The sequence below is a fragment of the Methylobacterium sp. W2 genome, assembly GCF_020662345.1.
Classification (GTDB): domain Bacteria; phylum Pseudomonadota; class Alphaproteobacteria; order Rhizobiales; family Beijerinckiaceae; genus Methylobacterium.
Genome location: NZ_VMOA01000068.1, coordinates 1 through 22,818, shown reverse-complemented (window position 1 = coordinate 22,818; position 22,818 = coordinate 1). Strand labels below are relative to the sequence as shown.

Sequence of the window (22,818 nt, the reverse complement as noted above, 5' to 3'; positions counted from 1 at the left end):
GGCCACCCCCGTCCTGCGACCCGCCGCCAAAGGGCGTGGTGGAGAGCCCCCCACCGAGACCCGCTCCTCCCGCGGAGTCGGACGAGCCGGTGCCGCCGGTCTTGAACAGGCCGCTCACGAGGCGGGCCAATTCCTTGGCGTCGCGGTGGCGCGGGCGATAAACGAAGACGTTGTCCGCGGCCCGGTCGCTCTCTTGGTCCAGCCGGCGGATCCAGGTCTCGGCGCGGCGGATCAGGGCCGGGTTCTTCGACACGGCCAGGATGGCCCGCATCCGCGAGATCGGCTTGAACTGGATCAGGCCCGAGCCGCGGCCGTTGGTTTCGTTGTCGAAGATCCGCGTGAGCTCCGCCACGACGGCGTCGACGCGGGCGCGTCGAACCTCGAAGAGGCTCACCGACTGGTTCTGCATCCAGTCCGTGTCGAACGATTCGATGGCGCGCACCACCTCTTCGCGGTTGGGCGCGGGGCCCCGCACCAGGATCGCGTTGCGGCCCGGATCGATGCGCAGCCCGTCCGTCTCGGCGATGAAGCCGGAGAGGAGCTTGGTCATGGTCGCCACCGAGGTGAAACGCAGCGGCACCACGGAAACGCCGTTGCCGGGCATCGCCTCGCCCTCGTCCACGACGCCTCCGCCGACGGCCATGGGCGCGACGCGATAGGTCGCCCCGATCTTGGTCAGGGCGATGTTCTGGGCGGCGAGAACCGTCTCGAGGGTCGACAGCACCTCGATCCGCGTCAGTTGGGTCGTCGACGAGAGGGTGATGCGGCCGCTGACGTTGGGCGACACCGTGTAAGTGACGCCAAGCATGGTGCCGAGCACCGACTGGAGCACCTCCTTGATGTCGGCATCCTCGAAATTCATCAGGTAGCGGCCGGCCGCCGGTTGCCCCTCGGCGATGGGACGCAAGGCGACAGGCCTGAATCCGCCGGCATCCTTCCGCGCCACTGCGGGAGGGCGCTCCCCTCCATCCGCCTCGGCGATCTCCGGCCCGAAATTGAAGCTGCGGCCAGCGTCTCGGTTCGCGGCCAGCAGAGCGCCCGACATTGGCTTGCCTGCCGCCGCCCCTCCCGGACGGCGGGCCGACACATCCACAAGACTGGCGTGGGACAGGCCGGACGTCGATGGGCCGAGGGGCTCGGAAGCAACGCATCCAGCCAGCGCCATCGCGAGCGTTCCACCGGCTGAAAGAATCGTCAGACGCACGCAACAATCCCTTTTCCGCATCCACCTCTCGCCCCACACAAGAGGCGACGAACGGAGCGATGCTCAAAACCGGTAAGGCTCACGCAAATGCAGTCCGCAATTTACAGGCCAGTCCCTTTTTCGTTATAAAGAGATCTATCTACTTGGTAATTCTAAAGTTTATTTGAGCTTAGATTCAATGGATCGACGGCACTCACCATAGTCATCGGTGAGTGCCGTCGATTTTGGTGGTATTTTAAAAGTACCGTCCGCCTTATTTCCGAAGCGGTCCGAACCTCCAAGGGGGAGCACTTGCCAGGAGGGAGAGCGAGACATCGGCTCCGGCCGGAAGTTCGTTGAACGTTGCTACGGGAACCGCAATGGTCATCGTCTTCCCATTGGGTCCGATCTTGCCGCCCTGAACGAGCTTGTCACCGATCCGCAACTGCGGGAGGGCATCGGTTACGGGAAAGTGCCGCTTCGAAGTGACGACGATGTCGACCGTCGGAGCAGCCGGCGATGCCCCGGAGGCCGCCCGAGCTGCAGCGGGCTTGCGCACGATCGTCAGGGTGTTGGCGTCGGCTGCGGGGTTGTGCTGAGACATGGAGACGGCCTGGACTTTGGCGGCGGCCATCCACGCCGAGGGGCTCTTTGCAGAGGCCTGGGCAATGGCTTGTGCCGGCGCCGGATCGGTTTTGAGCAGCATGATGTCGGCGATGTCGACGGTGCCGACCTCCTGCCCGTGGAAGGTAAACCGCAATGCCTTGATCTGCCTCAGATCCACACCGCTGAGCGCCGACAGGGGAATCTCGACCGTATACAAAGGCGAGTGCAGAACGGGCGGGAAGACGAAGTCAGGCCAGCCTGGAAAGGTAAAAGTCCACCCTGCCAGTCCCACGGGCCGGCTGATGCGCACATCACGACTGGTGAGGACGGTGTTGGAGGTCTGGCCGTTCTCGTCGAGCAGGCGCACGCCGTAGGAAAGCTCACCGTCGGCCGAGGCGGGATAGTCACAGATCGTGCCGAAGCACCGCAGCGCCGTGCGGAACGACAAGGTCTTGAAGCCGGACATATCCTTGGCTGGCCGGAAGTTGATCTGGAACAGTTTGCTCCTGTCCGAATCCGCCGTCCACGACACCGTCGCCACGCGCTTGCCTAGCACGTGCTCGAAAGAGGCATTCTGGTTGACGACCTCAACGCCTCTGGTCGTGGTGCGAACGCGGGCATCGCTGAAGCCGGCGGGCTGCGAGAACGTCTCGAGTTTCTCAACGGTCTCACCGAGCGGGGCCGGCAGGTAGCCGCGGTCGACGTTGGTGATGTCTGTCAGGACGTCAGGCAGCGGGTTGACCGGGTCGAACTGCGCCACCAGCGATCGGTCCGCCTTGGCGCCGACCGTTCCCCGGAAGAACGGGACCAGGGTCTGCACAGCCGTCAGTTGCTGCGGCTTGGAGCGGCCATTCTGCGGAAAGAGCGAGTCGGTGCCCAAGCAGCCCTTGGCATCGGATTGCTGCCACTCGGTATTGTAGGCGTTATGGTTGGTGCCCCAAACATAGACGGTGCCGTGGATTGTCTTCGATGTGTCCGGCGTCGTGTTCAGGACGGTGCGGTCGAAGACTTTCATGCCGTCAAGGGACGTGACGTCACCGTCGCAGGCGGGCAGCAGGACCATGCTGTTGACCCCGTTCGCGTTGAGAACGCGGTCTGTCTGACCGTCGACGGGTCCGATCTCGAAGATCGACTTGATGGACAACCCGCCAATCAGGGCCGGAAATGGGCTTCCTTCGTCTCGGAACTGCTGAAGCGCCGCCCGGGTGCCCTCGCCGCCACGGCTGTGGCCCATCAGGCCGACCTGCGAGAGATCCATCGTCGAGCGGGGGTCAAACTTGAGCGTCGCGGGAGCCGGGATCTGGCCTGTGCCCCGATTCCAATCGGACAAGAGAGCCAAGTGACGCAGGATGAGACGGCCGCGCATCAGGTTGAGGCCAAAGTCACCTCCCACACCCTCACCGGCGGTGATGCCGCGGTTGGCGTTGATCGACACGACGATATAGCCCCAGGACGCGAGTTCCTTGGCCACATACTCGTAGCCCAGATGACTTGGCACCACGACCTGGCCGGCCTCGCACCGACCTTCCGTGGTATACAAGGTGCCGATGTCTTGACGGACCTGAAGAGTCTTGTCGTAGACCCCGCAGGTAGCGTGATTGCCGTGAAGGAAGACCGCCACTGGAAGCGACTCACCTGATAACGTCTTGGGTCTGTAGACTTCGGCCCAGAGATCGACCTTGCGATCAGTGGCAACCAGCGGCTCGTCCCGGGCGAGGAACTTGTAGGATCCCGTCGTGACTTCAAAAGGGCCATCCGCGGCCTCGACGAGAGACGGAAGAATTGTACAAGCTGTAGCAAGAGCGAAAATAGCTGATTTTAGAAGGAACTTCAAAGTCACGAGAGGGGCTCCACAGACCAGAGGGGGCATCGACAATGGGCGTGATTGGCATCCCGCACTTGAGTGCTTGATTTTGACTTTGAGCTGCGTGCGCCCATTCACGCCAAAGGCGCCAGCAGCGACAAACCGTGCGGACCGCTCGTCCGGACAGGACGACCGTCGTTTCAGCGAAACCGAATCGAACGGTCACCTCGCATTTTGCACAAGCTTGGCAGCCGGCGCACCTTGATTTATTCAATACGGACTTCGTCTAACAAGAGCATAGATTGTGCGGTTATGCTCAAATAATGTCCAAATGATCCTTTGATTGACATTCTTTGCAATATAAATATGCTTGGCGCCCCAATTTTGTCAACTAAAAATCTGCAAAAGCAATAATGCTAATGACATACATTCTCAAATAGAGCCCACTATTATGTATTAATTACAAATACACCCATCAAAGCAATTCATAACTGCCGCAACGACGATGATCGACAGCAAGGATCGTCGAAAACGGGTCTACTCTCGAATTTGGCGAAACATCCTTCGGTTGCAACTGGGATCGCCGGAACGAGCGGATGCAGCTCTGAAGGTTCAATGCCACGCCCGCTCGGGCCAGCCAGATCGCTTCGATGAAGACAGAAAAACGGATGTAATTTACAGTATTGCAAATATGTCTTTATTCCGCATAGATCGTCGACATCATTTTACTGAAGATATTGACCTCATTGACTCAGCAGGGGCAGAGCTCCCACGAGGGCGACCCTACTGGCGATACAAGATCGTTTTGGGTGAGGTTCTCGCTCCTGCGTCGCCGTGATTCGCACATCATGGACGTCAGGGACTCAAAACGAGGCGACGCTGGAGTTGTGGACCTCGTCGCTCCGGGAGGTGAAGGGACGCATGGGGAGTCGGGATGCCGGTCAGAGCCGTCGGCTGTTGGCGCTGGCAACGATCTATGACGGCGCCAGCCGCACGGACGCGGCGCGGACCGGGGCCGTGAGCCTGCAGACGGTGCGGGATTGGGTTCTGGCGTTCAACGCCGTTGGCCCGGCCGGGCTGGTCGACAGCAAGACACCCGGTCAAAGGCCGAAGCTGGATGCGGTCGAGCGACAGGCGCTGGCGCAAGTAATCGAGGAAGGGCCGGACCCGGACCGGCACGGCGTGGTGCGTTGGCGGCTGAAGGATCTCGCCGCCTGGATCTACGCCAGCTTCGGCGTCAGCCGCGATGAAAGCACGGTAAGTCGCACGGTCAAGGCGCTCGACTTTGCCAAGCTGTCGGTGCGCCCGCGCCATTACGAGCAGGATCCGGCCGCCTTGGCGGCCTTCAAAAAAGCCTGCCCGCTGCCGTGAACGCGATCCGCGCGGGCCTGCTGCCGTGGAACGAGACACAGCTTCAGCCCCAGCAGATGGCCGCTTCACACGTTGCCTTGAAGTCAACCGCGGCCTTCAACGACGGCGTCCGTTAGCTGTCGGCGAACTCCACGCCGAGTCCGACGCGCCGCGTCAGGAATTTGCCGTTCATCGTCAGTGCCTCCGGCTGGCGAGGACCTTGTCGATGCGCCGTCCGTCCATGTCGACCACCTCGAAGCGCCATCCTCCTGCATCGACGGTATCGCCAACTCCGGGGATCCGCCCGAGCTGGAAGATGACGTAGCCGGCCAAGGTGGTGAAGTCGTCGCTGTCAGGCGTCTCGGAGAATGCGAGACGTTCGAACGCCTGCCGGGCAGACATCATGCCGTCGATGAGGAGCGATCCGTCTGCGCGCTCCACAACGTCGGGCTCTTCGCCCACCTCCGGGATGTCGCCCGCAATCGCTTCCAAGAGGTCCGTCTGCGTGACGATGCCCTCCAACGTCCCGTATTCGTCGACGACTACGGCCATGCGCATGGGCTGGCTCTGGAAGGTCTCGAGGACGGCCAGGATCGTCATGCTTTCGTGCACCACGATGGGCGGCTGCGTGGCCACGGCGAGGTCGATGTCCTTGCCGTCGAGGACCTGATCGAGCAGATCTTGCTTGCGCACGATCCCGACGAGTTCGTTGATTTCTCCGCGGCTGATGACGACCTGGGCGTGGTCGCATTCACGGATCGCCTTCAGAACCACGTCTCGCGGGTCATCCAGATCGACCCAGAACACCTCGTGGCGTGGGGTCATGATGTCCCGCACCTTTCGCTCCCCAATGGCGAAAATGCGCTCGACGGCCTCCTGCTGAACCTCGCGGATGAGGCCCGCCTCCTGGCTCGCCTGGATCAGCAGGTTGAGCTCGGCGGTCGAATGAAGGGATCCCTCGCCATGGCCCGGGTGGAGACCGCAGAGGCGCAGCACCCCATTGCCGAGGGCATTGAGGAAGAGGATCGCAGGGCGGAAGACGAGGAGGAAAAGGCTGAGGGGGCGGACGACGGCCAGCGCCGTGCGCTCGCTACGCTGCAGAGCGAGGCTCTTCGGGGCGAGTTCGCCGAGCACGATGTGCAGGGACGTGATGATGGAAAAAGCGACGACAACCGCGACGGTATGGGACGCGACCGAACTGAGCCCGATCGGCAGCCACGTCAGAGCAGGCTCGACGAGGTGAGCAAGGGCCGGTTCGCCGACCCACCCCAACGCAAGGGACGACAGCGTGATGCCGAACTGGGTCGCGGCGAGATGGGCATCGAGCCGGTCAGTCGCCCGTTGCAGGGCGTTCGCATGCGCGCGACCTTCCGTGACGAGTTCCGCAACCCGAGAGCGGCGCACGGAGACGAGAGCAAATTCGGCTGCAACGAAGAACCCGTTGGCGAATACCAGCACCAGGACTGCGGCCAGCCCCAGCACGGTCGACCATGCATCTTCGGAAATTGCCGTGCCCCTTCTCGAAAAACGCCTTTACCTACCTCCGCTACGCTTCAAGATCCATGGCGCGTTCAAAAGCGGCGGCTTTCATTTCTTGGCCTCTCGGATCGGCCACAGAGATGTCTTTGAAGCCCCGACCGGCAAGCTCCCAGGTTTTTTCCAGAGCCTGATCAGCGGTGCCGCAAGCAAAAATGAGCGCGCGTCCCGCGTGATCGTTTGCCTTAACTTTGTACACGATTGATCTCCAGGCTGTCCGCGCGTGGTATAAGCCAGTCAGGCGGATTGCGCGAGGGAGCCGAACAAAGTGCGGAGGCCCGACCTTTCCGACCCACTCTTCGAGGCAGATACGAAACCGGGAATCGAGCAGGCGGGATGCGTGCTTTTTTCCCACGTGCCAACGATCGAGGGCTAGCCGGACAGGCTGGAGCTCCTCCTTAATGTAGCGAACCGGGATCGAACGGTCATCCCTGGGTTTCGCCGAGACGACGACCTTGTCACCCCTCTCGAGCTGCTGACGACGCTAACGATCTCCGGGAAGAGGAGATGAGTTGGGGGCGCCGCCTTCATCGGTCACCATTCTGCGAGCTTGCCCATCATGCTCTTCGGCAATTGAGGACCGAAGGTGATTGCCGTCGGCCTTTCCGCGGCCGGCAGGGCTGCATCGATCCATGCATCGAGCTCTCTGCGCAAGACCGTCAGGTCAGCCCCTAGCTCGGGTACGACAAATGCCTTCAAGCGAGCCCCCTCTTCCGGCCGCATGAGCCGCACAGATGCTTCTCGAACACCCTGCCTATCTCGGAGGGACGCCGCAATGCGATCCGGGAACACGTTGACCCCGCCGACCTGTACGGCACCGTCGTTCCGGCCCGCCAAGTGGAAACGGCGCCCGTCCTGTAGTCGGATGCGATCCGGCAATGGGACGTTGCGGCCAGTTCGATCGACGATGTCCGGTGCGTCTTCACGGACGGGTTCGGCAAAGCGCCAATGCGACATGAGCTGGTAGGTGGTGTGCGGCCACCGGCGCACTGCCACGCCCATCGTCTCCGACGACCCGTAGACCTCCGTCATCGCCGAGAGGCCGCGCTCGCAGAGAGATGCGATCAGGGCTGGCGGGCACGGTGCCGTCGAGACCACTCCCTCGACGTCCCGGGGCCAGACCGGCAGGGAACGCTCCAACCACCGCCAGCGATCGGGAAAGGTGACGACGAGATCGCCCGGCGCAAGGCTTCGTGCCAGTTCTGCGGCGCTGAAGCGCGTCGCGTCGAGGTGTTCGACACGGAGCATATCTGGAAGGAGCGCGGCAAACAGGAAGCCGTAGGCGTGGTGCGCCGGCACCAAGGAGATGACCCGCCGCCTGTCACCAAAGAGTTCGGCCAGAAACGAGGCTTCCGTCAGCAGGGCTTCGGCAGAATGAGCGCATCGCTTCGGTGTCCCGGTCGTTCCCGACGTCGTGAAGGTGATCGCGGCCACTCCGGACCTCCAGGCCGCCTCGACGCACTCAACCCAACGTCCGAACGTCGCGTCCGTCAGCAGTCCCTCCTCGCTGGCCGCCTCGTGCAGGTGGAACATCTCGTTGACCGCAGAGGCGAGCCACATCGCCTCGAGGGAATCGCATCCGAGCCCCACCTTCGTGTTGTCCGTGATCTGCAGGGCCAGTGGCCATTCGGACGGAAAGTCGATGGGCTGCCGTGCGCCGGGGCTGCCGCGACCGCGCGCGACAAGAAGCTCTGCGCCAAGGAGGCTTTGGAGGACGGCAACGAGCGCGCGTCGCGACAGCATCGCTGGAGTACCGGTGCTCAGGCTGCCACCTGGTCCGCTTCCGACACGGCGACCCGATTTCGGCCTGCTCGTTTGGCTTGGTACAAGGCGGTATCGGCAGCTGCGAGCAGTCCGGCGAGGGACGCGGTCGTTCCCGCATCGAGAGCACTACAGCCAAAGCTTGCCGTGATCCGCAGCCCAATCCCCCCAATATCGAACACATCGCCCGCGAGCGCGAGGCGCAAACGCTCGGCCGCCACCGCCGCAGCCCTTAATGTCGCTCCTGGCAGAAGGACGACGAACTCTTCGCCGCCCAGTCGGGCGAAGACATCCTCGGGACGGAGCTCGCCCTCGCAACGGCGTGACACTGCGCAGAGCACCGTATCGCCCGCTGCGTGCCCGTGCTCGTCGTTCACCTGCTTGAAATGATCCACATCGAGAACGATCAGCGCCAGGGATCGGCCATCTCGAAGGCACCGAGCGAAGTGGCGCTCCGCCGCTTCGAAGAAATGAGCGCGATTGCTCACGCCGGTCAGGTGATCGCGCGTCAGCATCCGCCGCAGATCCGCCGCGTCCCGTCCCTGCCGTGTCACCGCTCGCAATACGAGCGTAAAGCCGGCCGTGGTTCCATCCGAGTTATCGCGTACGGCAACCAGCCGTTGACACCAGTATCGGCTCCCGTCGGCACGGGCATGCCAGCCCTCGTGCAGGTGCCAGCCGTCACTCCGGGCAACGGCAATGGCCTCACCGGGGAGCGGCATTGCCGAAGCACGATCGGGTCGGGCGAAGGATTCGAATGGCCGACCGAGCAAATCGGCGTCCGTGAAACCGGTCTGCCGAACCACCGACGATGTCACTCCATCGATGCAACCGTTGACGTCCAAAGAGAGGACGGCAACGTCATCAATGCCGTCCAGTAGCGAGGCGAACCAAACCTCCGCCTGCTTCAGCCGCTTCTCGCGAGCAACCTGCTCGGTCACGTCCGACAGCGTCGCGATGTAACGGTCCTCGGTCAGCTTCACGACGCTGCATGCAAGGACAGCCGATTGCCCTCCGCGCCCGGTTACGATGCGGTGGCCATCGCAGACCGTCCCGTGAGACGGTGCGAACTGCTGGATCATGTTCAACAATTCTGGCGCGCAACCATCCATCACCTCGAAGAGATTGGTGACGAAGGGACGCCCGGCAATCGGGAGCAGGAGGCCCATCGCAACTGGATTGACCAAACCGATATCGCCAGCAGCCGAGAACTCGATGAGGCCGGCAGGACACGCGTAGAGGAATTGAAGGAGGGTCGTGTTTTCGGCTTCGAGCTCGGTTGTCACGGGGCCTCTCTCAACGCTGAATGAGGATGAAGCGGCGATCCATTCCGGATGCTTTCAAGAGCCGAAGACGCACCGGCGTAGGGCGCATGCGCAGGGTAAGGACGTAGTCGATAATCGCGTCGATCTCAGTTTCATCCTCAAAGCGCTGCGCAACCATGAAGTTGTTCATGCACTGCGCCGTCGTCGAGAAGTAATGTGTGCCAAGCACACTCTTGCGCGGCAGACCGGCCAGCCGCTCTTCTGTCGCGTTGTAGATTTCGACAATGCCATCCGACGAGAAACCGACGACCCCAAACGGCAGCGCATCCAGCTCTTCCACATTATGGGTGCCGAGATCACGCAACGAGATTGTTTCGAATGAGAGCATGTTTATGCCTTGGAGGTTTGGTCCATGATGCTCAGGCTGCATGCGCATCCACCGTGTCGCCGGTTGGCAATCTGATGGTCTTCGCTCTGACATCCCCCTGTGGAATCCAGACCGTTGGCAGAGAGGCGACGGCTGGCTTCGCGAAGAGATAGCCCTGGACCAGCTGAATTCCAGCCGCTTGGAGGGTCACGAGTTCGGCTTCCGTCTCGATCCCCTCCGCGATTACCGCCACGCCCAGTTGCCGGGCCATCGCGACCACTGCGGCGACGATGGTCTGGCGCTGCCGCGATGTATCGATCCCGCGGATGAGCTCCATATCGAGCTTGATGAAATCGGGTTGGAAGCTTGCCAGGAGATTGAGGCCGGCATAGCCGGCCCCAAAGTCGTCGATCGCCGTTGTAAAACCCTGCTTGCGATACTCTGCGACAATACGCTGAACGTGGGCGACATCCGTCATGCGCTCGTTCTCGGTAAACTCGAACATGATCCGCTGGCGCGCAAAGCCCACCCGATGGGCGGCGTCCAGCGTTGCACGAATGCAAGCGGCCGGTTCGTAGACAGCGTTGGGCATGAAGTTAATCGACAGGCGGGTCTCGGCGTCCGGGAACAGCGCGCCGGCAAGTTCGATCGCCTTCACACGGCAAGCCTGGTCGAACTTGTATCGGTTCGCATCGTCGACCATGGCGAGGATCTGCCCGGCGCCTTGGCCTTCCGTGCCCCGGACCAGAGCCTCGTAGCCCCAGACGGTGGTTTGAAGGAGGTCAAGAATGGGGTGAAACGCCATCGTGAACTCGAAGGGCAGGGGCTGGCCATTCTGGCAGCCCTGGCATCCGCGTGTCATAGATCAACTTTCCAGGTGGTATTCCGCGCCATACAACCCTGCCCTCGTAAACATTGAGGCAACGTAAATGAAAGCAGGGGGCTGGATTGACAACAAGAATGGATCTTCGAATGTTCCATTTTGGGGCGGGCTGCGAAGCCGCTTTTAGGATGCGGCCGTTTTCAGCAATTTGGACAAATATAAATCCAAACTAATCTGGCGCCACTATAATTTGTAGTAAAGATTTACAACTATTGGCAACATATTAGAATGACGCAATTCTTGCTTGAGATTAGCGGCTTATGCTGTCCTGTTGTGTCAATCTGGAGCGAAAACGTGGTACGCCTTGGGTATGCGCGATCGAAGATCTATCGGGCTGCAAGCTTATTGGCCAAAGCTTCCCTTGCACCAAGGTCAAACCGGGCCGCAAACATGTCTGCTGGCATCGGCTTGCCGAACAGATAGCCCTGTCCCTCCTGACAACCCTTGGCACGCAGTCGTGCGTGTTCTGCCGCTGTCTCAATACCCTCCGCAATCACGTCCAAGCCGAATCCATGCCCAAGCTGTAGAATCGCACGTACGATCGTTTCATCCTTGCTTGACCCCATCATGCCCGTCACAAATGAGCGGTCAATCTTCAGGCGGGTCAACGGAAATCGCTTGAGAAGGCTTAGAGAAGCATAGCCAGTTCCATAATCATCAAATGCGATGCCAACGCCGCTCTCACGTACGGCGTGTAACGTTTCCGCCAAGCCAGCCTCTTGTCGAAGTACAATATTTTCAGTAATCTCTAGCTCTAAATTGGCAGCAGGAAGGCCTGTGCTCGTCAAGATTTCGCGGACTGTCTCGGCAAGATTGCCGTTCCGAAATTGAGCGCTGCACAGGTTCACCCCCATGCGGAAGTCTTTGGCCCCTAATCTGCGCCATTCTGCAGCCTGCGCACACGCAGTTCTCATGACCCAGTTGCCAACCTCGGTGGCATGAGGACTGCTATCCAGAACGTCGACGAATGATGCAGGCGTCAGTAATCCGTGCTTTGGATGCTGCCAGCGGATCAGGGCTTCGGCTCCGACAAGGGCACCATCTTTCAGCCGCACTTGCGGTTGGTAATGCAATCTAAACTGATTGAATTCAACTGCGCGACCTATGTCTTCTCGACAGGAGCGAGTCCGTCTTACTTTGTCTCGCAAAACCTGTGTAAACATGCGATAACAATTGCGCCCTTCGCTTTTAGCTTGATAGAGCGCGAGGTCGGCGCACGAGAGCAAATATTCTGCCCCTTCCGTACTGTTTGACGATAAGGCGATGCCTATGCTCCCACGTAGTTTCAGTGTCTGACCCTCGTGGTCGAATGGTATCGCAACAGCGGCTATGATGGCATTGGCGACTTCGGTCGCGCGAAGTGGATCGTCACTGTCCGTTAAGAGAAGGACGAATTCGTCGCCACCCAGGCGAGACACGGTATCAATCGGTCGTACGCAGGAGAGCAGACGGGCGGCGATTGTCCTGAGAAGCGCATCACCAGTCGCATGACCATAGTTGTCGTTGACCTCCTTGAAACCATCGAGGTCAAGCATCAGGACCGACACAGGCCGCGCCGCTCTCGTGATCTCAATGAGGCGCTCGCGAAGAACTGAACGATTCGGCAGCTCTGTCAAAGGGTCGAGATGGGCGAGACGGAAAAGACGCTCCTCGTTCGCGCGCCGTCCACGGATATCGCGTACGATCGAGCCGAAGGCGGCTCGCCCATCCTCCTGCCATTGCGACAATGACAGCTCGATAGGAAATTCTTCGCCCGACTTGTGTCGAGCCTGCAACTCGATGGTCTTGCCAATCAAGCGGGGATCACCTCCGGTGGCGACTCGCTGGAGACCGTTACTATGCCCGCCGCGCATACGCTCGGGGGCGATCACGTCGATAGACTGTCCGATTGCTTCGGCACCGCTGTAACCGAACATTCGCTCCGCAGCGGCATTCCACACCGTAATACGGCCGTCCGCGTCGGCGCATACGATTCCGTCAGGGGATGTCGAGGTAATGTGTTCGAAACGACTTTGGCTCTCGCGCTGCGCTATTTCGAGCCTACCCATCTCCATGCGATCGATCGCGATGTTAGCCAACTGCCGAAGTGAGTGTACGTCCGCATCAGAGAAGACGTCGCGCGGCTTTGTATCCGCAAGGCAAAGTGCACCAACGGCATGGCCGGAAGGTGTGCGCAGCGGGACGCCAACATAGAAGCGGATGTGCGGCGCTCCGACAACGTAGGAATTGTCCTCGAAACGTGGATCAAGAGCGGCATCCAAGATCACGAAGGCGTCTTTTTGCAACAATGCATGTGAGCAAAATGCGGCCTCGCGGCTGATTTCATACACGCTCGAACTCATATGCGCCTGGAACACTTGGCGCTCTTTATCGAGCAGGGAAACGAAAGCCGCTTCGACATCAAACATGCGAGTGGCTAAGGCTACGATGTCAGTGAAAGCGGCTGCAGGAGCTGCATCTCTCAATTCGTGATCGGCCAAGCCATCGTCGCTTGCGGCTTCGCCAGATAAGATGTGGGGGAGTTGCACGGCGAGGGCCATCGGTTGTGTCCGAGGGTGATCCTGTGCGTGAGCTGTTAACAGAATTGGTACGCCATCGCACAAAATTCGGCGCGACACTATCGCAAAGGCAACTATACACACTCACATATTATAATTTTTACCCTGCGAAAAAATGTCTTATCTATAATTGACCCTTCTGTCCCTGCGTTGATGTGACCCTGGCCCTGACCTCGCACCGGGGCCACCAAACGGGATCAGGCCAAGTACTGTCCCAATGATCCTTCCAAAACTTTCGACGGCCTGTAGGGTCGTGCGAAGAAGAGAAAGTCAGAGCGTGCTTCCCAGCAGCACTCGCCACGGACGAAAGGGGCCTGTTAATCCCAAGCGCCTGCGGTGTTGGGGTGAGATCGCACAACACCTCGACCGATGAGTGTTACGGCGGGCAACGTTTCTTCGTCGATGGGTGTTGCCGCATCACAATTCGTAACAGCTGGAGGATGAATGTCTGTTTCGCGACGCCGTGAAGCCCGTCTGCTGGATGCAAGCGAGAACGATCTCGTCGGCCGCTCCCACCGGCCAGGACTGGATGCGGTGGACGATGCCGGGTTGTCCGACCTGATCCGGCTGCTGCGGGAAAGACGGGACCGGGCGCGCGATGTGTCTCGCCGACAACGCCGTGAGGTGCGCGGAAAATCGGCCCCGTCCGGTGCCCATCCCGCGACGGACAATTCCGGGACACGCGAGAAGGCCGCACTCCTTGCCGCGGCGGTCAAACGTGTCAGCAAGGAGAGTGAGCGCCGCCGAAACGCTCGCGCCCGCAGCAAGACGGTATCGGGTGCTCGCCGTGCCCTCACTTTGAAGCAAGCCGCCGGCTACCCGCATGAGAACAGGCCTCCGTCGCGAACCGCGAAGAACGGGATGATGTCGGTCCCGAACGAGACGATGGCACCCTCGGGCGCCCTGAATCAGGAAGGCCAGGAAATCGCGATGCGTCGTGGCGGTGGTCCCCGATAGGGGGGTCCTCTCAGGCGATCCATCAGAGCGGCCGCATAACGTCCATTCGTCCCCTCGAGACATCATTGCTCTGATCGACAGGCAATCCCGCTTTGTGCTCATCGAGGGCGATGCCCCGGTTCCGGCAGCGAAGGGTGTGGGGCGGTCATGGGATCGCGCAACCTTCGCGCGCAGGCGGGTCTCACCGGGACAGGAGGCGGGCCGAGACGACGGTTGCCGCGCCGTGCACAGCGCCGAGCGGCCAGACCGTTCCCTCATGAGCCGGTCAAGCTCCCACGAAGGCCCGACCTCCGCGACCCGCGCCACCACTAAGGAACGAGCATGGACACCATCACGATCCTCGACTCACACCGCTGCCATCTCGGCGAGGGCCCCTGCTACGATCCGCGTACCGGCACGGCGTGGTGGGTCGACATCCTGGAGCGGCACCTGTTTGAGACCCCGCTCCAGGACGGCACGTCCCGCCGGCACAGCCTGCCCTTCATGGCGAGCGCCGTCGCGGCGGTGGACGAGACCCGTCACCTCCTCGCCGCCGAGGATGGGCTTTACTTGCGCAGGCTGGGCGATGGAGAGCTCGAGCTGTTCTGTCCGCTGGAGCCGGAGGATGCAGGCACCCGCTCCAACGACGGCCGCGTGCATCCCAGCGGCGCCCTCTGGATCAGCACCATGGGCCGCGGGGCCGAGCCGGGACGCGGCGCGATCTACCATGTCGCCGGCACCCGGGTGACGCGCCTCTACGGATCCTTCACCATCCCGAACGCCATCTGCTTCTCGCCCGATGGCGCGACCGGCTACTTCGCCGACACCGATGCGGGTCTGCTCCAGCGCGTCAGCTTGGATCCCCGCACCGGCCTGCCGACGGGCGTGCCTTCGACGCTCTACGATCATCGCGGCGGGGAGGGCGGTCTCGACGGCGCGGCGGTCGATGCCGAGGGCCGGATCTGGTGCACCCGCTGGGGCGCATCCTGCATCGATGCCTACAGTCCGGAGGGCGAGCGTGTGCGCACGGTTCCCCTGCCGGTGACCCGCCCTTCGTGCCCGACCTTCGCGGGGCCGGACCTCGATCGCCTGCTGATCACCAGTGCCTATGAGGGCATGAGCCGGGACGAGCGCGACGCCGATCCCGAGCACGGGCGCACCCTCCTGGTGACCGCCGGAGTGCGGGGCCTGCTCGAGCCCGCCTTCCGGCTCGCGCCGTAAGACCGTCCTTCCGGAACTCTCGACGACCATAACCCCGCTCGCCGCCGTGAGACGGGGACGGGCATACCGGCGCCACGCATCGGCGCGCTGCAGGAGACCATCACCGTCATGACGACGCCCGACGCGCGCGACTACCAGCGGATCGAGGATTATGCCCTCCTGGGCAATTGCCATGGCTCTGCCCTGGTGGCGCGGGACGGTTCCATCGACTGGGCCTGCCTGGAGCGCTTCGATGCCGAGCCGGTCTTCTCGCGGCTTCTCGACCGGACCCGCGGCGGCTTCTTCGTCGTGCAGCCCGACGAGCCCTTCGAGACTCAGCGGATGTATCTCGCCCGCACCAACATCCTGGAGACGACCTTCACCACGGCGTCAGGCGTCTTGACGCTTCATGACTTCATGGTCGCGCCGGAACCGGGGGAGGCTCATCCGAGCCTGATCCGCCTCGTCGCCGGAGGCTCGGGTGCCGTGCCGGTTCGGGCCGACTACCGGCCGCTGGCGGGCTTCGCGGAAACCTTCGCCGACCTCGCCATCGCGGACGGCCTCATCACGGGGGAGGGCCTGCCCAGCCTCGTGTCGGAAACGGGCTTTGCCGCCGAGGATGGGCGGGCCGTCGCGCGCTTCACCGTGAAAGGCGGCGAGGCGCGCAGCTTCGCCCTCTACACGTCCGGCACCCGGCACGACGGTGTGGGAGCAGGCGGTGTTCCAGCGGCGCGCGAGCTGATGGAGCGGGCCCGCCGGGCCTGGGCCGGCTGGGCGGCGGGCGCCCTCTATGACGGACCGTTCGCCGACGAGCTCACCCGCAGCGCCCTGACCCTCAAGGCACTCACCTACGCGCCGAGCGGCGCCATCGTGGCGGCGGCCACCACCTCCCTGCCCGAGGAAATCGGCGGAATCCGCAACTGGGATTACCGCTTCTGCTGGATCCGGGATGCCTGCCTCTCCTTCTACGTCCTGAAGAAGTTCGGCATGGTCGCAGAGGCCGAGGCGTTCTTCGGCTTTGTCAGCACCCTGTCCGAGCGTGAGGGCGGCGGTCTCCGGCCGCTCTATGCGGTTGCCGGTGAGGCCGACCTGACGGAGCGCGAGATCGGGCATTTCGAGGGCTGGCGCGGCAGCCGCCCGGTCAACCACGGCAACCTGGCGTCGGAACAGCACCAGAGCGATGCCTACGGTCAGGTCCTCGACCTGCTCTACCTCTACGAGCGTCTCGGCGGCACCATTTCGGACGCGGCGCGGGACCAGGCGATCCGCCTCGCGGACTTCTCCGCCGCCCACTGGCACGAGAAGGATGCCGGGCTCTGGGAGCCGCGCAAGCCCGAGGAGCACTACCTTCATGCCGCCATCATGAACTGGGTGGCGCTGGACCGGGCCATCCGCCTCTTCGGCGAGCGGCCGGATTGGTGCGCCGAGCGGGACCGGATCGTCGAGCGCGTCAATGGCGAGGGCATCCACGCGGAGGGCTATTATCCGCAATTCATCGGCAGCGACGACGTGGACGCCGCCCTGCTGATCGCCCCCATGGTGGGCTTCCCCGTCGACGAGGCGGCCTTCGCCCGCACCGTGGACACCATCATCGCCCGTCTCGGCCACGGTCCACTGGTCTATCGCTATCGCAACGACGACGGCCTGCCGGGGCACGAGGGCACGTTCCTGATCTGCGCGTTCTGGCTCGTGGATGCCCTGGCCTGGCTCGGCCGGGAGGAGGAGGCGCAGACGCGTTTCGCGGCCTTGCGGGCTTTGCAGAACGATGTCGGCCTCTATGCCGAAGAGGTGGCGGAGGACCAGAGCTTCCTCGGCAACTTCCCCCAGGCCTTCAGCCACCTGGCCTTCATCCACTCCGCCCTGGTGCTCGACCTCTACGCCCATGGCGGCCGGGCCGCGGTGCACGGCACCTATGCCGACCGTTCACTCCGCGAGACCGCGGCGCGCACCGCCCCGGTGATCCGCCCTGTGAGCTGACTTCAGTGAGGGGGCGCGACGCGTCGTCATAACGGTCCGGTTCGCGATTGACCCCTTCCGGAAGGGCTGCGGCGTCGCCTGCTGCAGGCCGCCCGGAAGAGGGCACCGGTTTGCCCCCCCGGGACTTCCAACATCTCGACGGACCGGACGAGTGAATCGATCCCATCGGGTGGTGGGAACGGTCACCGCCCCGAAGCGTCTGCATCGCGGCATGAAAAAGGCTGCCCGGACAGGGTCCGGGCAGCCGCGAAAGGTCTCGCTACGTCGAGAGTTACTTCGGCATCAGCACGGTATCGACGACATGGATCACGCCGTTCGACTGGGTCACGTCGGCGATGGTGACGGTGGACTTGCCGCCCTTGCCGTCGATGAGCTCGATCTTGCCGCCCTTCTCCTCGGCGGTGAGGCTGCCGCCCTCGACCGTCTTGAGCGAAGCCTTGCCACCGCCGGCCGTGATCGCCTTCTGGAGATCGCCTGCGGTCATGGTCCCGGCCACCACGTGATAGGTCAGGATCTTGGTCAGCGTCGCCTTGTTCTCGGGCTTCACCAACGTATCGACAGTACCGGCAGGCAGCTTGGCGAAGGCGGCGTTGGTGGGCGCGAACACGATGAATGGTCCCTTGCCCAAGAGCGTCTCGACCAGGCCAGCGGCCTTGACCGCAGCGACGAGGGTGGTGTGGTCCTTTGAGTTGACCGCGTTCTCGACGATGGTCTTCGACGGGTACATCGGCGCGCCGCCGACCGTCACCGTCTTCTCCTCCGCCGCCCGGGCCGCCGAGCCGAACCCGCCTGCGCCGGTAAGCGCCATGGCGACTGCGAGGCTGGCGACCTTGACCATGCGTGTCATGCGTAACTCCGTGTGTCGGCCCCGCCGTGCGGGGTCATCGGTCGTTACGGGGGGCAGACAGGAAAAATTTTCAGCCCCCCCCCGGAGGGAGATACGGGCTCAACGACCACCGGTGACGGCCCGCATCGGCGCTCCCGCGAGGTCGGCCGTCGAGCCCACGGTGTCACGGATGCCCGAGCCGACGTTCGAAAGGTGCTCGCCGTAGGTCTCGCGCGTCTGCGGGTCGATCAGGGCGACGGGGGCCGCCACTGCGAGCGCCGCGCCGGTCGCCACCGTCGATGCGGCACCGGCCGCCGTGCTGACGAGCCGGTCGCCGATGCCGATCTGTCCGTCGGAGATCGGCGGGCCATCGGCGAGACGCTTGCCCAGCAGCGCCACCACGTCTCCACTGGCGAACTTGCCGTGATTAAGCGCGTCGTCCGACTTGACCGAGGACAGGTTCAGGACGGCGATGTTCTCTCGTTCCAGTTCGGAACGGTATGGCTCCGCCATCGGGTCGATGGCGCCGAGCCGCACGCTGTCACCCCACACCAGCCGGGAGACAGCGAGTGCCTGATCGTCGCCGGAGACCATCAGCGTCAGCCGAGGGCGATCCTTCCCCATGTCGTGGAAGGCGCCCCTGGCAAGATCCATGTCGACGTCAGGGGCTGCCAGGATCACGTTCCTAATTTTGGGGGCGACGCGCTTATCGCGGATCGCCATCTGGCGAAGGCTCTCCAGGGCGAGCCAATTGCCCATGGAATGAGCCAGCACCGTCACCTCGCCGACATTCGGGTCCCTGGTCAGATCCCGCAGCAGAGTCTCAAGCCCGTTGCGTGAGAAGTTGGTGCTCTCCCGGTCGTACCCATAGGCGAGTACGGAGCCGCGTGACGGCCATGTGAACAGCACCGGTGCGACTTCGGCACCAGAATCGTGCACGATCTGGGCGAACCGGAAGACGGCGTCCTCGAACTTGTTGTTGAAGCCGTGAACGAAGACGAGGACATGGCGCTTGGCCCCACGCCGCATTGAGCGACTCGTCCAGGCAGAAACCCTGGAGCGGTCGATCGGATCGGCGCGCAGGGCGACGAAGTCCGTGGCCGGATTGCCCGGCACGGATTTGGGCCATTGCACCGACCCAGGCTGGCGGATTGCATCGGGCGGAATGGAAATCGACAGATCGCTGTAAGTCACGGCATTGCCGCGCTCGCCGGAGAACAGCACTCCGCGATCGGTGGAGGACTTGCGCGTGGTGGCGACGAGCATGTCGACATGCGACGTGCCGGGCGCGGGGCCGACATCGGCAATCGGCAGGAGCACGCCAGTCGGACGCCCGGCACAAGCCACCAGGGTAAGAAGCAGTGAGATCGCGAGCCCCGCCCGCGCACCTCTTCCAGGCCATTCACGCACGAGCACCACCAAATCGAATTGACCACCGAGGCTCGCATGAGCGACCCGCTCACCGTTAAGAAAGCGTGGACGGATTATGCGACAATTGCGGCGGTGAGACGGGCGGCCCCTCTGCCAGAACTGCGACGTCTTCTGCCCAACCATCACGGCGTACAGGGTGATCGCTGGCCGAACATCCCGATGAACCGGATCGATCCGCACCTGGTCGCGCGAACCTTCACGCCCTTGGGGCCCCGCCACTTCGGCGGTGATCCGCTCCTCCAGCAGGTCGGCGGATGGCTCCGAGCGAGCCGTCCCGGGCAGGGCATCGCGTCGAACGCCACCGACGGCATCGGCATCCCCAGCCCGGCGCTGGCCGCCATCCGGGAGGACGGCGCCCGTCCTATGGGGATTGTGATCGCGCGCGCCGGCATCGGAAGCGCCGGATGCGCGTTGCTGATCGGGTCGGTCATGGCAAGCGCTCGCCGGCAGCCGACATCCGAACAGGACAGGCTCGCGGCTGATTCATGAGTGCGACTCATCAGGGCATGCCGATTTCGACCCCTGATTAAGGTCGGATCGAGCGCTAGCTTAGATTGGATCCAGACAGCCACGTCCGCCCTGGGGCGGCGCAGGGCGTCTACCGTCGGATAGCCGTGCCGCATACGCCGTCGGCTGGGAGAACACATGACAGGTCCTGGAGACTTCGACTTGAACCGACGCGAACTGGTGGCCGGCGGGAGTGCCGCCGCCGCCCTGACCTCGCTCCCGCGCGGAGCCCACGCGGAGACTACTTCCATGGACCGACCGACACGTATGAAGGTCAGCCTGACGGTGAACGGCCAGCGCCGGGACCTGGAGCTCGACACCCGCACCAGCCTGCTCGACGCGGCGCGCGAGCACCTGCACCTGACCGGCTCCAAGAAGGGCTGCGACCACGGCCAATGCGGCGCCTGCACGATGATCGTCGATGGACGACGCATCAATGCCTGCCTGACGCTGGCGGTGATGCACCAGGGCGCAGAGATCACCACCATCGAGGGGCTCGGCCAGCCGGACACTCTGCACCCGATGCAGGCGGCCTTCGTCAAGCACGACGGCTACCAGTGCGGGTACTGCACGCCTGGCCAGATCTGCTCCGGTGTGGCGGTCCTGGCCGAGATCAAGGCCGGCATCCCGAGCCACGTGACCGCCGACCTCAACGCCGCTTCTCAGGTGACAGAGGCCGAGATCCGCGAGCGCATGAGCGGCAACATCTGCCGCTGCGGCGCCTATTCCAACATCGTCGAGGCGATCACCGAAGTCGCCGGGAGGCCCGCATGAAGTCCTTCACCTACGAGCGTCCGGGCTCGCCTGCGGAAGCCGCCGCCGCGGTCGCCCGCACCCCGAACGCCAAGTTCATCGCCGGGGGCACCAACCTCCTCGACCTGATGAAGCTTCAGATCGAGACCCCGGCCCACCTCGTCGATGTCAACGCGCTCGGCCTGGACACCATCGAGCCGACGCCGGAGGGCGGCCTGCGGGTCGGTGCCCTGGTGCGCAACACCGATCTTGCCGCCGATGCACGGGTGCGGAAGGATTACGGCGTGCTGAGCCGGGCGCTGCTCGCCGGCGCTTCGGGCCAGTTGCGCAACAAGGCGACCACCGCCGGCAACCTGCTCCAGCGCACCCGCTGCCCATATTTCTACGACACCGCCCAGGCCTGCAACAAACGCCAGCCCGGCTCGGGCTGCTCAGCCCTGGACGGTATCAGCCGTCAACTGGCGGTGATCGGCGCAAGTGAAGCTTGCATCGCCACGCATCCGGGCGACATGGCGGTGGCCATGCGGGTCCTCGACGCCACCGTCGAGACCGTCGATGCCAAGGGCGCTACGCGCAAGATCGCCATCGCCGACTTCCACCGCCTGCCGGGGGATACCCCGCAGATCGAGACGGCCTTGAAGCCGGGTGAACTCATCACCGCGGTCACCCTGCCGAAGCCGCTCGGCGGGACGCACATCTACCGCAAGGTCCGCGACCGCGCCTCCTACGCCTACGCCCTGGTCTCGGTGGCGGCGGTGGTGCAGCCCGACGGGTCCGGCCGGGTCGCCTTCGGCGGCGTCGCCCCCAAGCCCTGGCGGGTCGAGGCGGCGGAAACCGACATGGCCCGGGGCGCCAAGGCGGTGACCGACAAGGTCTTCGCCGGCGCCAAGCCGACGCACGAGAACGCCTACAAGCTGAAGCTGGCCGAGCGCACGCTGACGGCTGCGATCACCGAAGCGAGGGCCTGAGCCATGAAGTTCGATACCCCCGCCACCCAGAACCCCATCGACCAGCTCAAGGTCGTCGGCAAGCCGACCGACCGGATCGACGGCAAGTACAAGACCACCGGCACGGCGCCCTACGCCTACGAGCGCCACGACGTGGCGGCGAACCAGGCCTACGGCTACGTGATCGGCGCCGGCATCGCCAAGGGCCGCATCCGCGCGATGCAGGTCGACGAAGCCAAGCGCGCGCCCGGCGTGCTCGCCATCGTCACGACCCTCGACACGCCCCGCCTCGAACGCGGCACGATGAATACCGCCTACCTGTTCGGCGGCGACCAGGTGCAGCACTACCACCAGGCCATCGCGGTGGTGGTGGCCGAGACCTTCGAGGAGGCCCGTGCGGCCAGCTTCCTCGTGCGGGTCGACTACGCCCCCGAGGCGGGCAAGTTCGACCTCGCCGCCGAGGCGGGGGGAGCAAAGCCGGTTCCCGGCGACAGCGGCGAGGGCAGCGGCGGAAACGGCGAGGAGCGCGTCGGCGATTTCGAGGGGGCCTTCGCCAAGGCGCCCGTGACCGTGGACGCGACCTACACGACCGCCGACGAGAGCCACGCCATGATGGAGCCGCACGCGACCGTCGCGGCCTGGGACGGCGACAAGGTCACCCTCTGGACCTCGAACCAGATGATCGCCTGGGGCCATGGCAGCGTCGCCAAGATCCTCGGCATCCCGAAGGAGAACGTCCGGATCGATTCCCCCTACGTCGGCGGCGGATTCGGCGGCAAGCTGTTCGTGCGCGCCGACGCGGTCCTCGCGGCGCTCGGTGCCAAGGCAGCGGGACGTCCGGTGAAGGTCGCGCTGACCCGCCCCCTCATTGCCAACAACACCACCCACCGCCCCGCCACCATCCAGCGGGTGCGCATCGGTGCCACCA

The 22,818-nt window shown here is 63.6% G+C and carries 19 protein-coding genes; 8 read left to right on the top strand and 11 right to left on the bottom strand.

Annotated features, from left to right (window positions below; all coding sequences use genetic code 11):
• On the bottom strand, positions 1-1,204 hold a 1,204-nt coding region (locus FPV16_RS24815), incomplete at its 3' end, for a secretin N-terminal domain-containing protein (protein WP_319802276.1).
• A gap of 253 nt (positions 1,205-1,457) precedes the next feature.
• Entirely contained in the window at positions 1,458-3,629 is a 2,172-nt protein-coding gene (locus FPV16_RS24810) for a hypothetical protein (protein ID WP_227441182.1), read from the bottom strand.
• A 798-nt stretch (positions 3,630-4,427) separates the two neighbouring features.
• Here FPV16_RS24810 and FPV16_RS24805 point away from each other — a divergent pair.
• Positions 4,428-4,964 (top strand): winged helix-turn-helix domain-containing protein, encoded by a 537-nt coding sequence (locus FPV16_RS24805; RefSeq protein ID WP_413629382.1) that lies wholly within the window; start codon positions 4,428-4,430, stop codon positions 4,962-4,964.
• A gap of 174 nt (positions 4,965-5,138) precedes the next feature.
• Here the strand turns inward: FPV16_RS24805 and FPV16_RS24800 are convergent, their stop codons facing one another.
• The 7 genes from FPV16_RS24800 to FPV16_RS24770 all read right to left on the bottom strand — a co-directional run bounded on the left by FPV16_RS24800 (position 5,139) and on the right by FPV16_RS24770 (position 13,295).
• Positions 5,139-6,425: a hemolysin family protein gene (locus tag FPV16_RS24800; protein ID WP_227441181.1), complete on the bottom strand. Its 1,287-nt coding sequence runs from the start codon at positions 6,423-6,425 to the stop codon at positions 5,139-5,141.
• 64 nt (positions 6,426-6,489) lie between these two features.
• On the bottom strand, positions 6,490-6,678 hold the full coding sequence (locus FPV16_RS24795; protein WP_227441180.1) for a hypothetical protein: 189 nt from the start codon (positions 6,676-6,678) through the stop codon (positions 6,490-6,492).
• A gap of 335 nt (positions 6,679-7,013) precedes the next feature.
• Entirely contained in the window at positions 7,014-8,222 is a 1,209-nt protein-coding gene (locus FPV16_RS24790) for an AMP-binding protein (RefSeq protein WP_227441179.1), read from the bottom strand.
• 17 nt (positions 8,223-8,239) lie between these two features.
• On the bottom strand, positions 8,240-9,526 hold the full coding sequence (locus FPV16_RS24785; RefSeq protein WP_227441178.1) for a diguanylate cyclase: 1,287 nt from the start codon (positions 9,524-9,526) through the stop codon (positions 8,240-8,242).
• Positions 9,527-9,536: 10 nt separating this feature from the next.
• Positions 9,537-9,941 (bottom strand): hypothetical protein, encoded by a 405-nt coding sequence (locus FPV16_RS24780; protein WP_227441177.1) that lies wholly within the window; start codon positions 9,939-9,941, stop codon positions 9,537-9,539.
• The gene (locus tag FPV16_RS24775; RefSeq protein WP_227441176.1) at positions 9,925-10,734 is read right to left on the bottom strand and encodes an EAL domain-containing protein; all 810 of its coding nucleotides are present in this window, start codon (positions 10,732-10,734) and stop codon (positions 9,925-9,927) included. The genes FPV16_RS24780 and FPV16_RS24775 overlap by 17 nt, the downstream gene beginning before the upstream one ends.
• A gap of 347 nt (positions 10,735-11,081) precedes the next feature.
• The gene (locus FPV16_RS24770) at positions 11,082-13,295 is read right to left on the bottom strand and encodes a putative bifunctional diguanylate cyclase/phosphodiesterase (protein WP_227441175.1); all 2,214 of its coding nucleotides are present in this window, start codon (positions 13,293-13,295) and stop codon (positions 11,082-11,084) included.
• Positions 13,296-13,757: 462 nt separating this feature from the next.
• Between FPV16_RS24770 and FPV16_RS24765 the strand changes: the two genes are divergently transcribed.
• The 3 genes from FPV16_RS24765 (at position 13,758) to FPV16_RS24755 (ending at position 17,426) form a co-directional block, all read left to right on the top strand.
• Positions 13,758-14,270, top strand: a complete 513-nt coding sequence (locus FPV16_RS24765; protein WP_227441174.1) for a hypothetical protein — start codon at positions 13,758-13,760, stop codon at positions 14,268-14,270.
• A gap of 321 nt (positions 14,271-14,591) precedes the next feature.
• The gene (locus tag FPV16_RS24760; protein ID WP_227441173.1) at positions 14,592-15,470 is read left to right on the top strand and encodes an SMP-30/gluconolactonase/LRE family protein; all 879 of its coding nucleotides are present in this window, start codon (positions 14,592-14,594) and stop codon (positions 15,468-15,470) included.
• A gap of 108 nt (positions 15,471-15,578) precedes the next feature.
• Positions 15,579-17,426, top strand: a complete 1,848-nt coding sequence (locus FPV16_RS24755; protein ID WP_227441172.1) for a glycoside hydrolase family 15 protein — start codon at positions 15,579-15,581, stop codon at positions 17,424-17,426.
• A 271-nt stretch (positions 17,427-17,697) separates the two neighbouring features.
• On the opposite strand, the gene FPV16_RS24750 is transcribed toward FPV16_RS24755, so the two are convergent.
• Together FPV16_RS24750 and FPV16_RS24745 are read right to left on the bottom strand one after the other, a co-directional pair.
• On the bottom strand, positions 17,698-18,273 hold the full coding sequence (locus FPV16_RS24750; RefSeq protein WP_413629380.1) for a fasciclin domain-containing protein: 576 nt from the start codon (positions 18,271-18,273) through the stop codon (positions 17,698-17,700).
• 99 nt (positions 18,274-18,372) lie between these two features.
• Positions 18,373-19,662 carry an alpha/beta hydrolase gene (locus tag FPV16_RS24745; RefSeq protein WP_227441171.1) on the bottom strand — a complete coding sequence of 430 codons (1,290 nt, stop codon included), beginning with the start codon at positions 19,660-19,662 and terminating at the stop codon, positions 18,373-18,375.
• Between the two features lie 36 nt (positions 19,663-19,698).
• On the opposite strand from FPV16_RS24745, the gene FPV16_RS26510 reads away from it, so the two are divergent.
• From FPV16_RS26510 to FPV16_RS24725, 4 genes are all read left to right on the top strand, one after another.
• The gene (locus FPV16_RS26510; RefSeq protein WP_413629378.1) at positions 19,699-20,172 is read left to right on the top strand and encodes a hypothetical protein; all 474 of its coding nucleotides are present in this window, start codon (positions 19,699-19,701) and stop codon (positions 20,170-20,172) included.
• A gap of 156 nt (positions 20,173-20,328) precedes the next feature.
• Positions 20,329-20,964, top strand: coding sequence for an aldehyde dehydrogenase iron-sulfur subunit PaoA (paoA, locus tag FPV16_RS24735; RefSeq protein WP_227441170.1), 636 nt, complete (start codon positions 20,329-20,331; stop codon positions 20,962-20,964).
• A complete protein-coding gene (locus FPV16_RS24730) occupies positions 20,961-21,911 on the top strand; it encodes an FAD binding domain-containing protein (protein ID WP_227441169.1) in 951 nt (316 codons plus the stop codon). The genes paoA and FPV16_RS24730 overlap by 4 nt, the downstream gene beginning before the upstream one ends.
• A gap of 3 nt (positions 21,912-21,914) precedes the next feature.
• Positions 21,915-22,818 (top strand): molybdopterin cofactor-binding domain-containing protein (locus FPV16_RS24725; RefSeq protein ID WP_227441168.1); only part of this gene is annotated, 904 nt, incomplete at its 3' end.

Bases quoted from the DNA above. Each gene is read 5' to 3' on its own strand.
- FPV16_RS24790 (WP_227441179.1), bottom strand. From the start codon at position 8,222: ATGCTGTCGCGACGCGCGCTCGTTGCCGTCCTCCAAAGCCTCCTTGGC.
- FPV16_RS24780 (WP_227441177.1), bottom strand. From the start codon at position 9,941: ATGCGCATGCAGCCTGAGCATCATGGACCAAACCTCCAAGGCATAAAC.
- FPV16_RS24775 (WP_227441176.1), bottom strand. From the start codon at position 10,734: ATGACACGCGGATGCCAGGGCTGCCAGAATGGCCAGCCCCTGCCCTTC.
- FPV16_RS24770 (WP_227441175.1), bottom strand. From the start codon at position 13,295: ATGGCCCTCGCCGTGCAACTCCCCCACATCTTATCTGGCGAAGCCGCA.
- FPV16_RS24765 (WP_227441174.1), top strand. From the start codon at position 13,758: ATGTCTGTTTCGCGACGCCGTGAAGCCCGTCTGCTGGATGCAAGCGAG.
- FPV16_RS24760 (WP_227441173.1), top strand. From the start codon at position 14,592: ATGGACACCATCACGATCCTCGACTCACACCGCTGCCATCTCGGCGAG.
- FPV16_RS24755 (WP_227441172.1), top strand. From the start codon at position 15,579: ATGACGACGCCCGACGCGCGCGACTACCAGCGGATCGAGGATTATGCC.
- FPV16_RS24750 (WP_413629380.1), bottom strand. From the start codon at position 18,273: ATGACACGCATGGTCAAGGTCGCCAGCCTCGCAGTCGCCATGGCGCTT.
- FPV16_RS26510 (WP_413629378.1), top strand. From the start codon at position 19,699: ATGAGCGACCCGCTCACCGTTAAGAAAGCGTGGACGGATTATGCGACA.
- paoA (WP_227441170.1), top strand. From the start codon at position 20,329: ATGACAGGTCCTGGAGACTTCGACTTGAACCGACGCGAACTGGTGGCC.
- FPV16_RS24730 (WP_227441169.1), top strand. From the start codon at position 20,961: ATGAAGTCCTTCACCTACGAGCGTCCGGGCTCGCCTGCGGAAGCCGCC.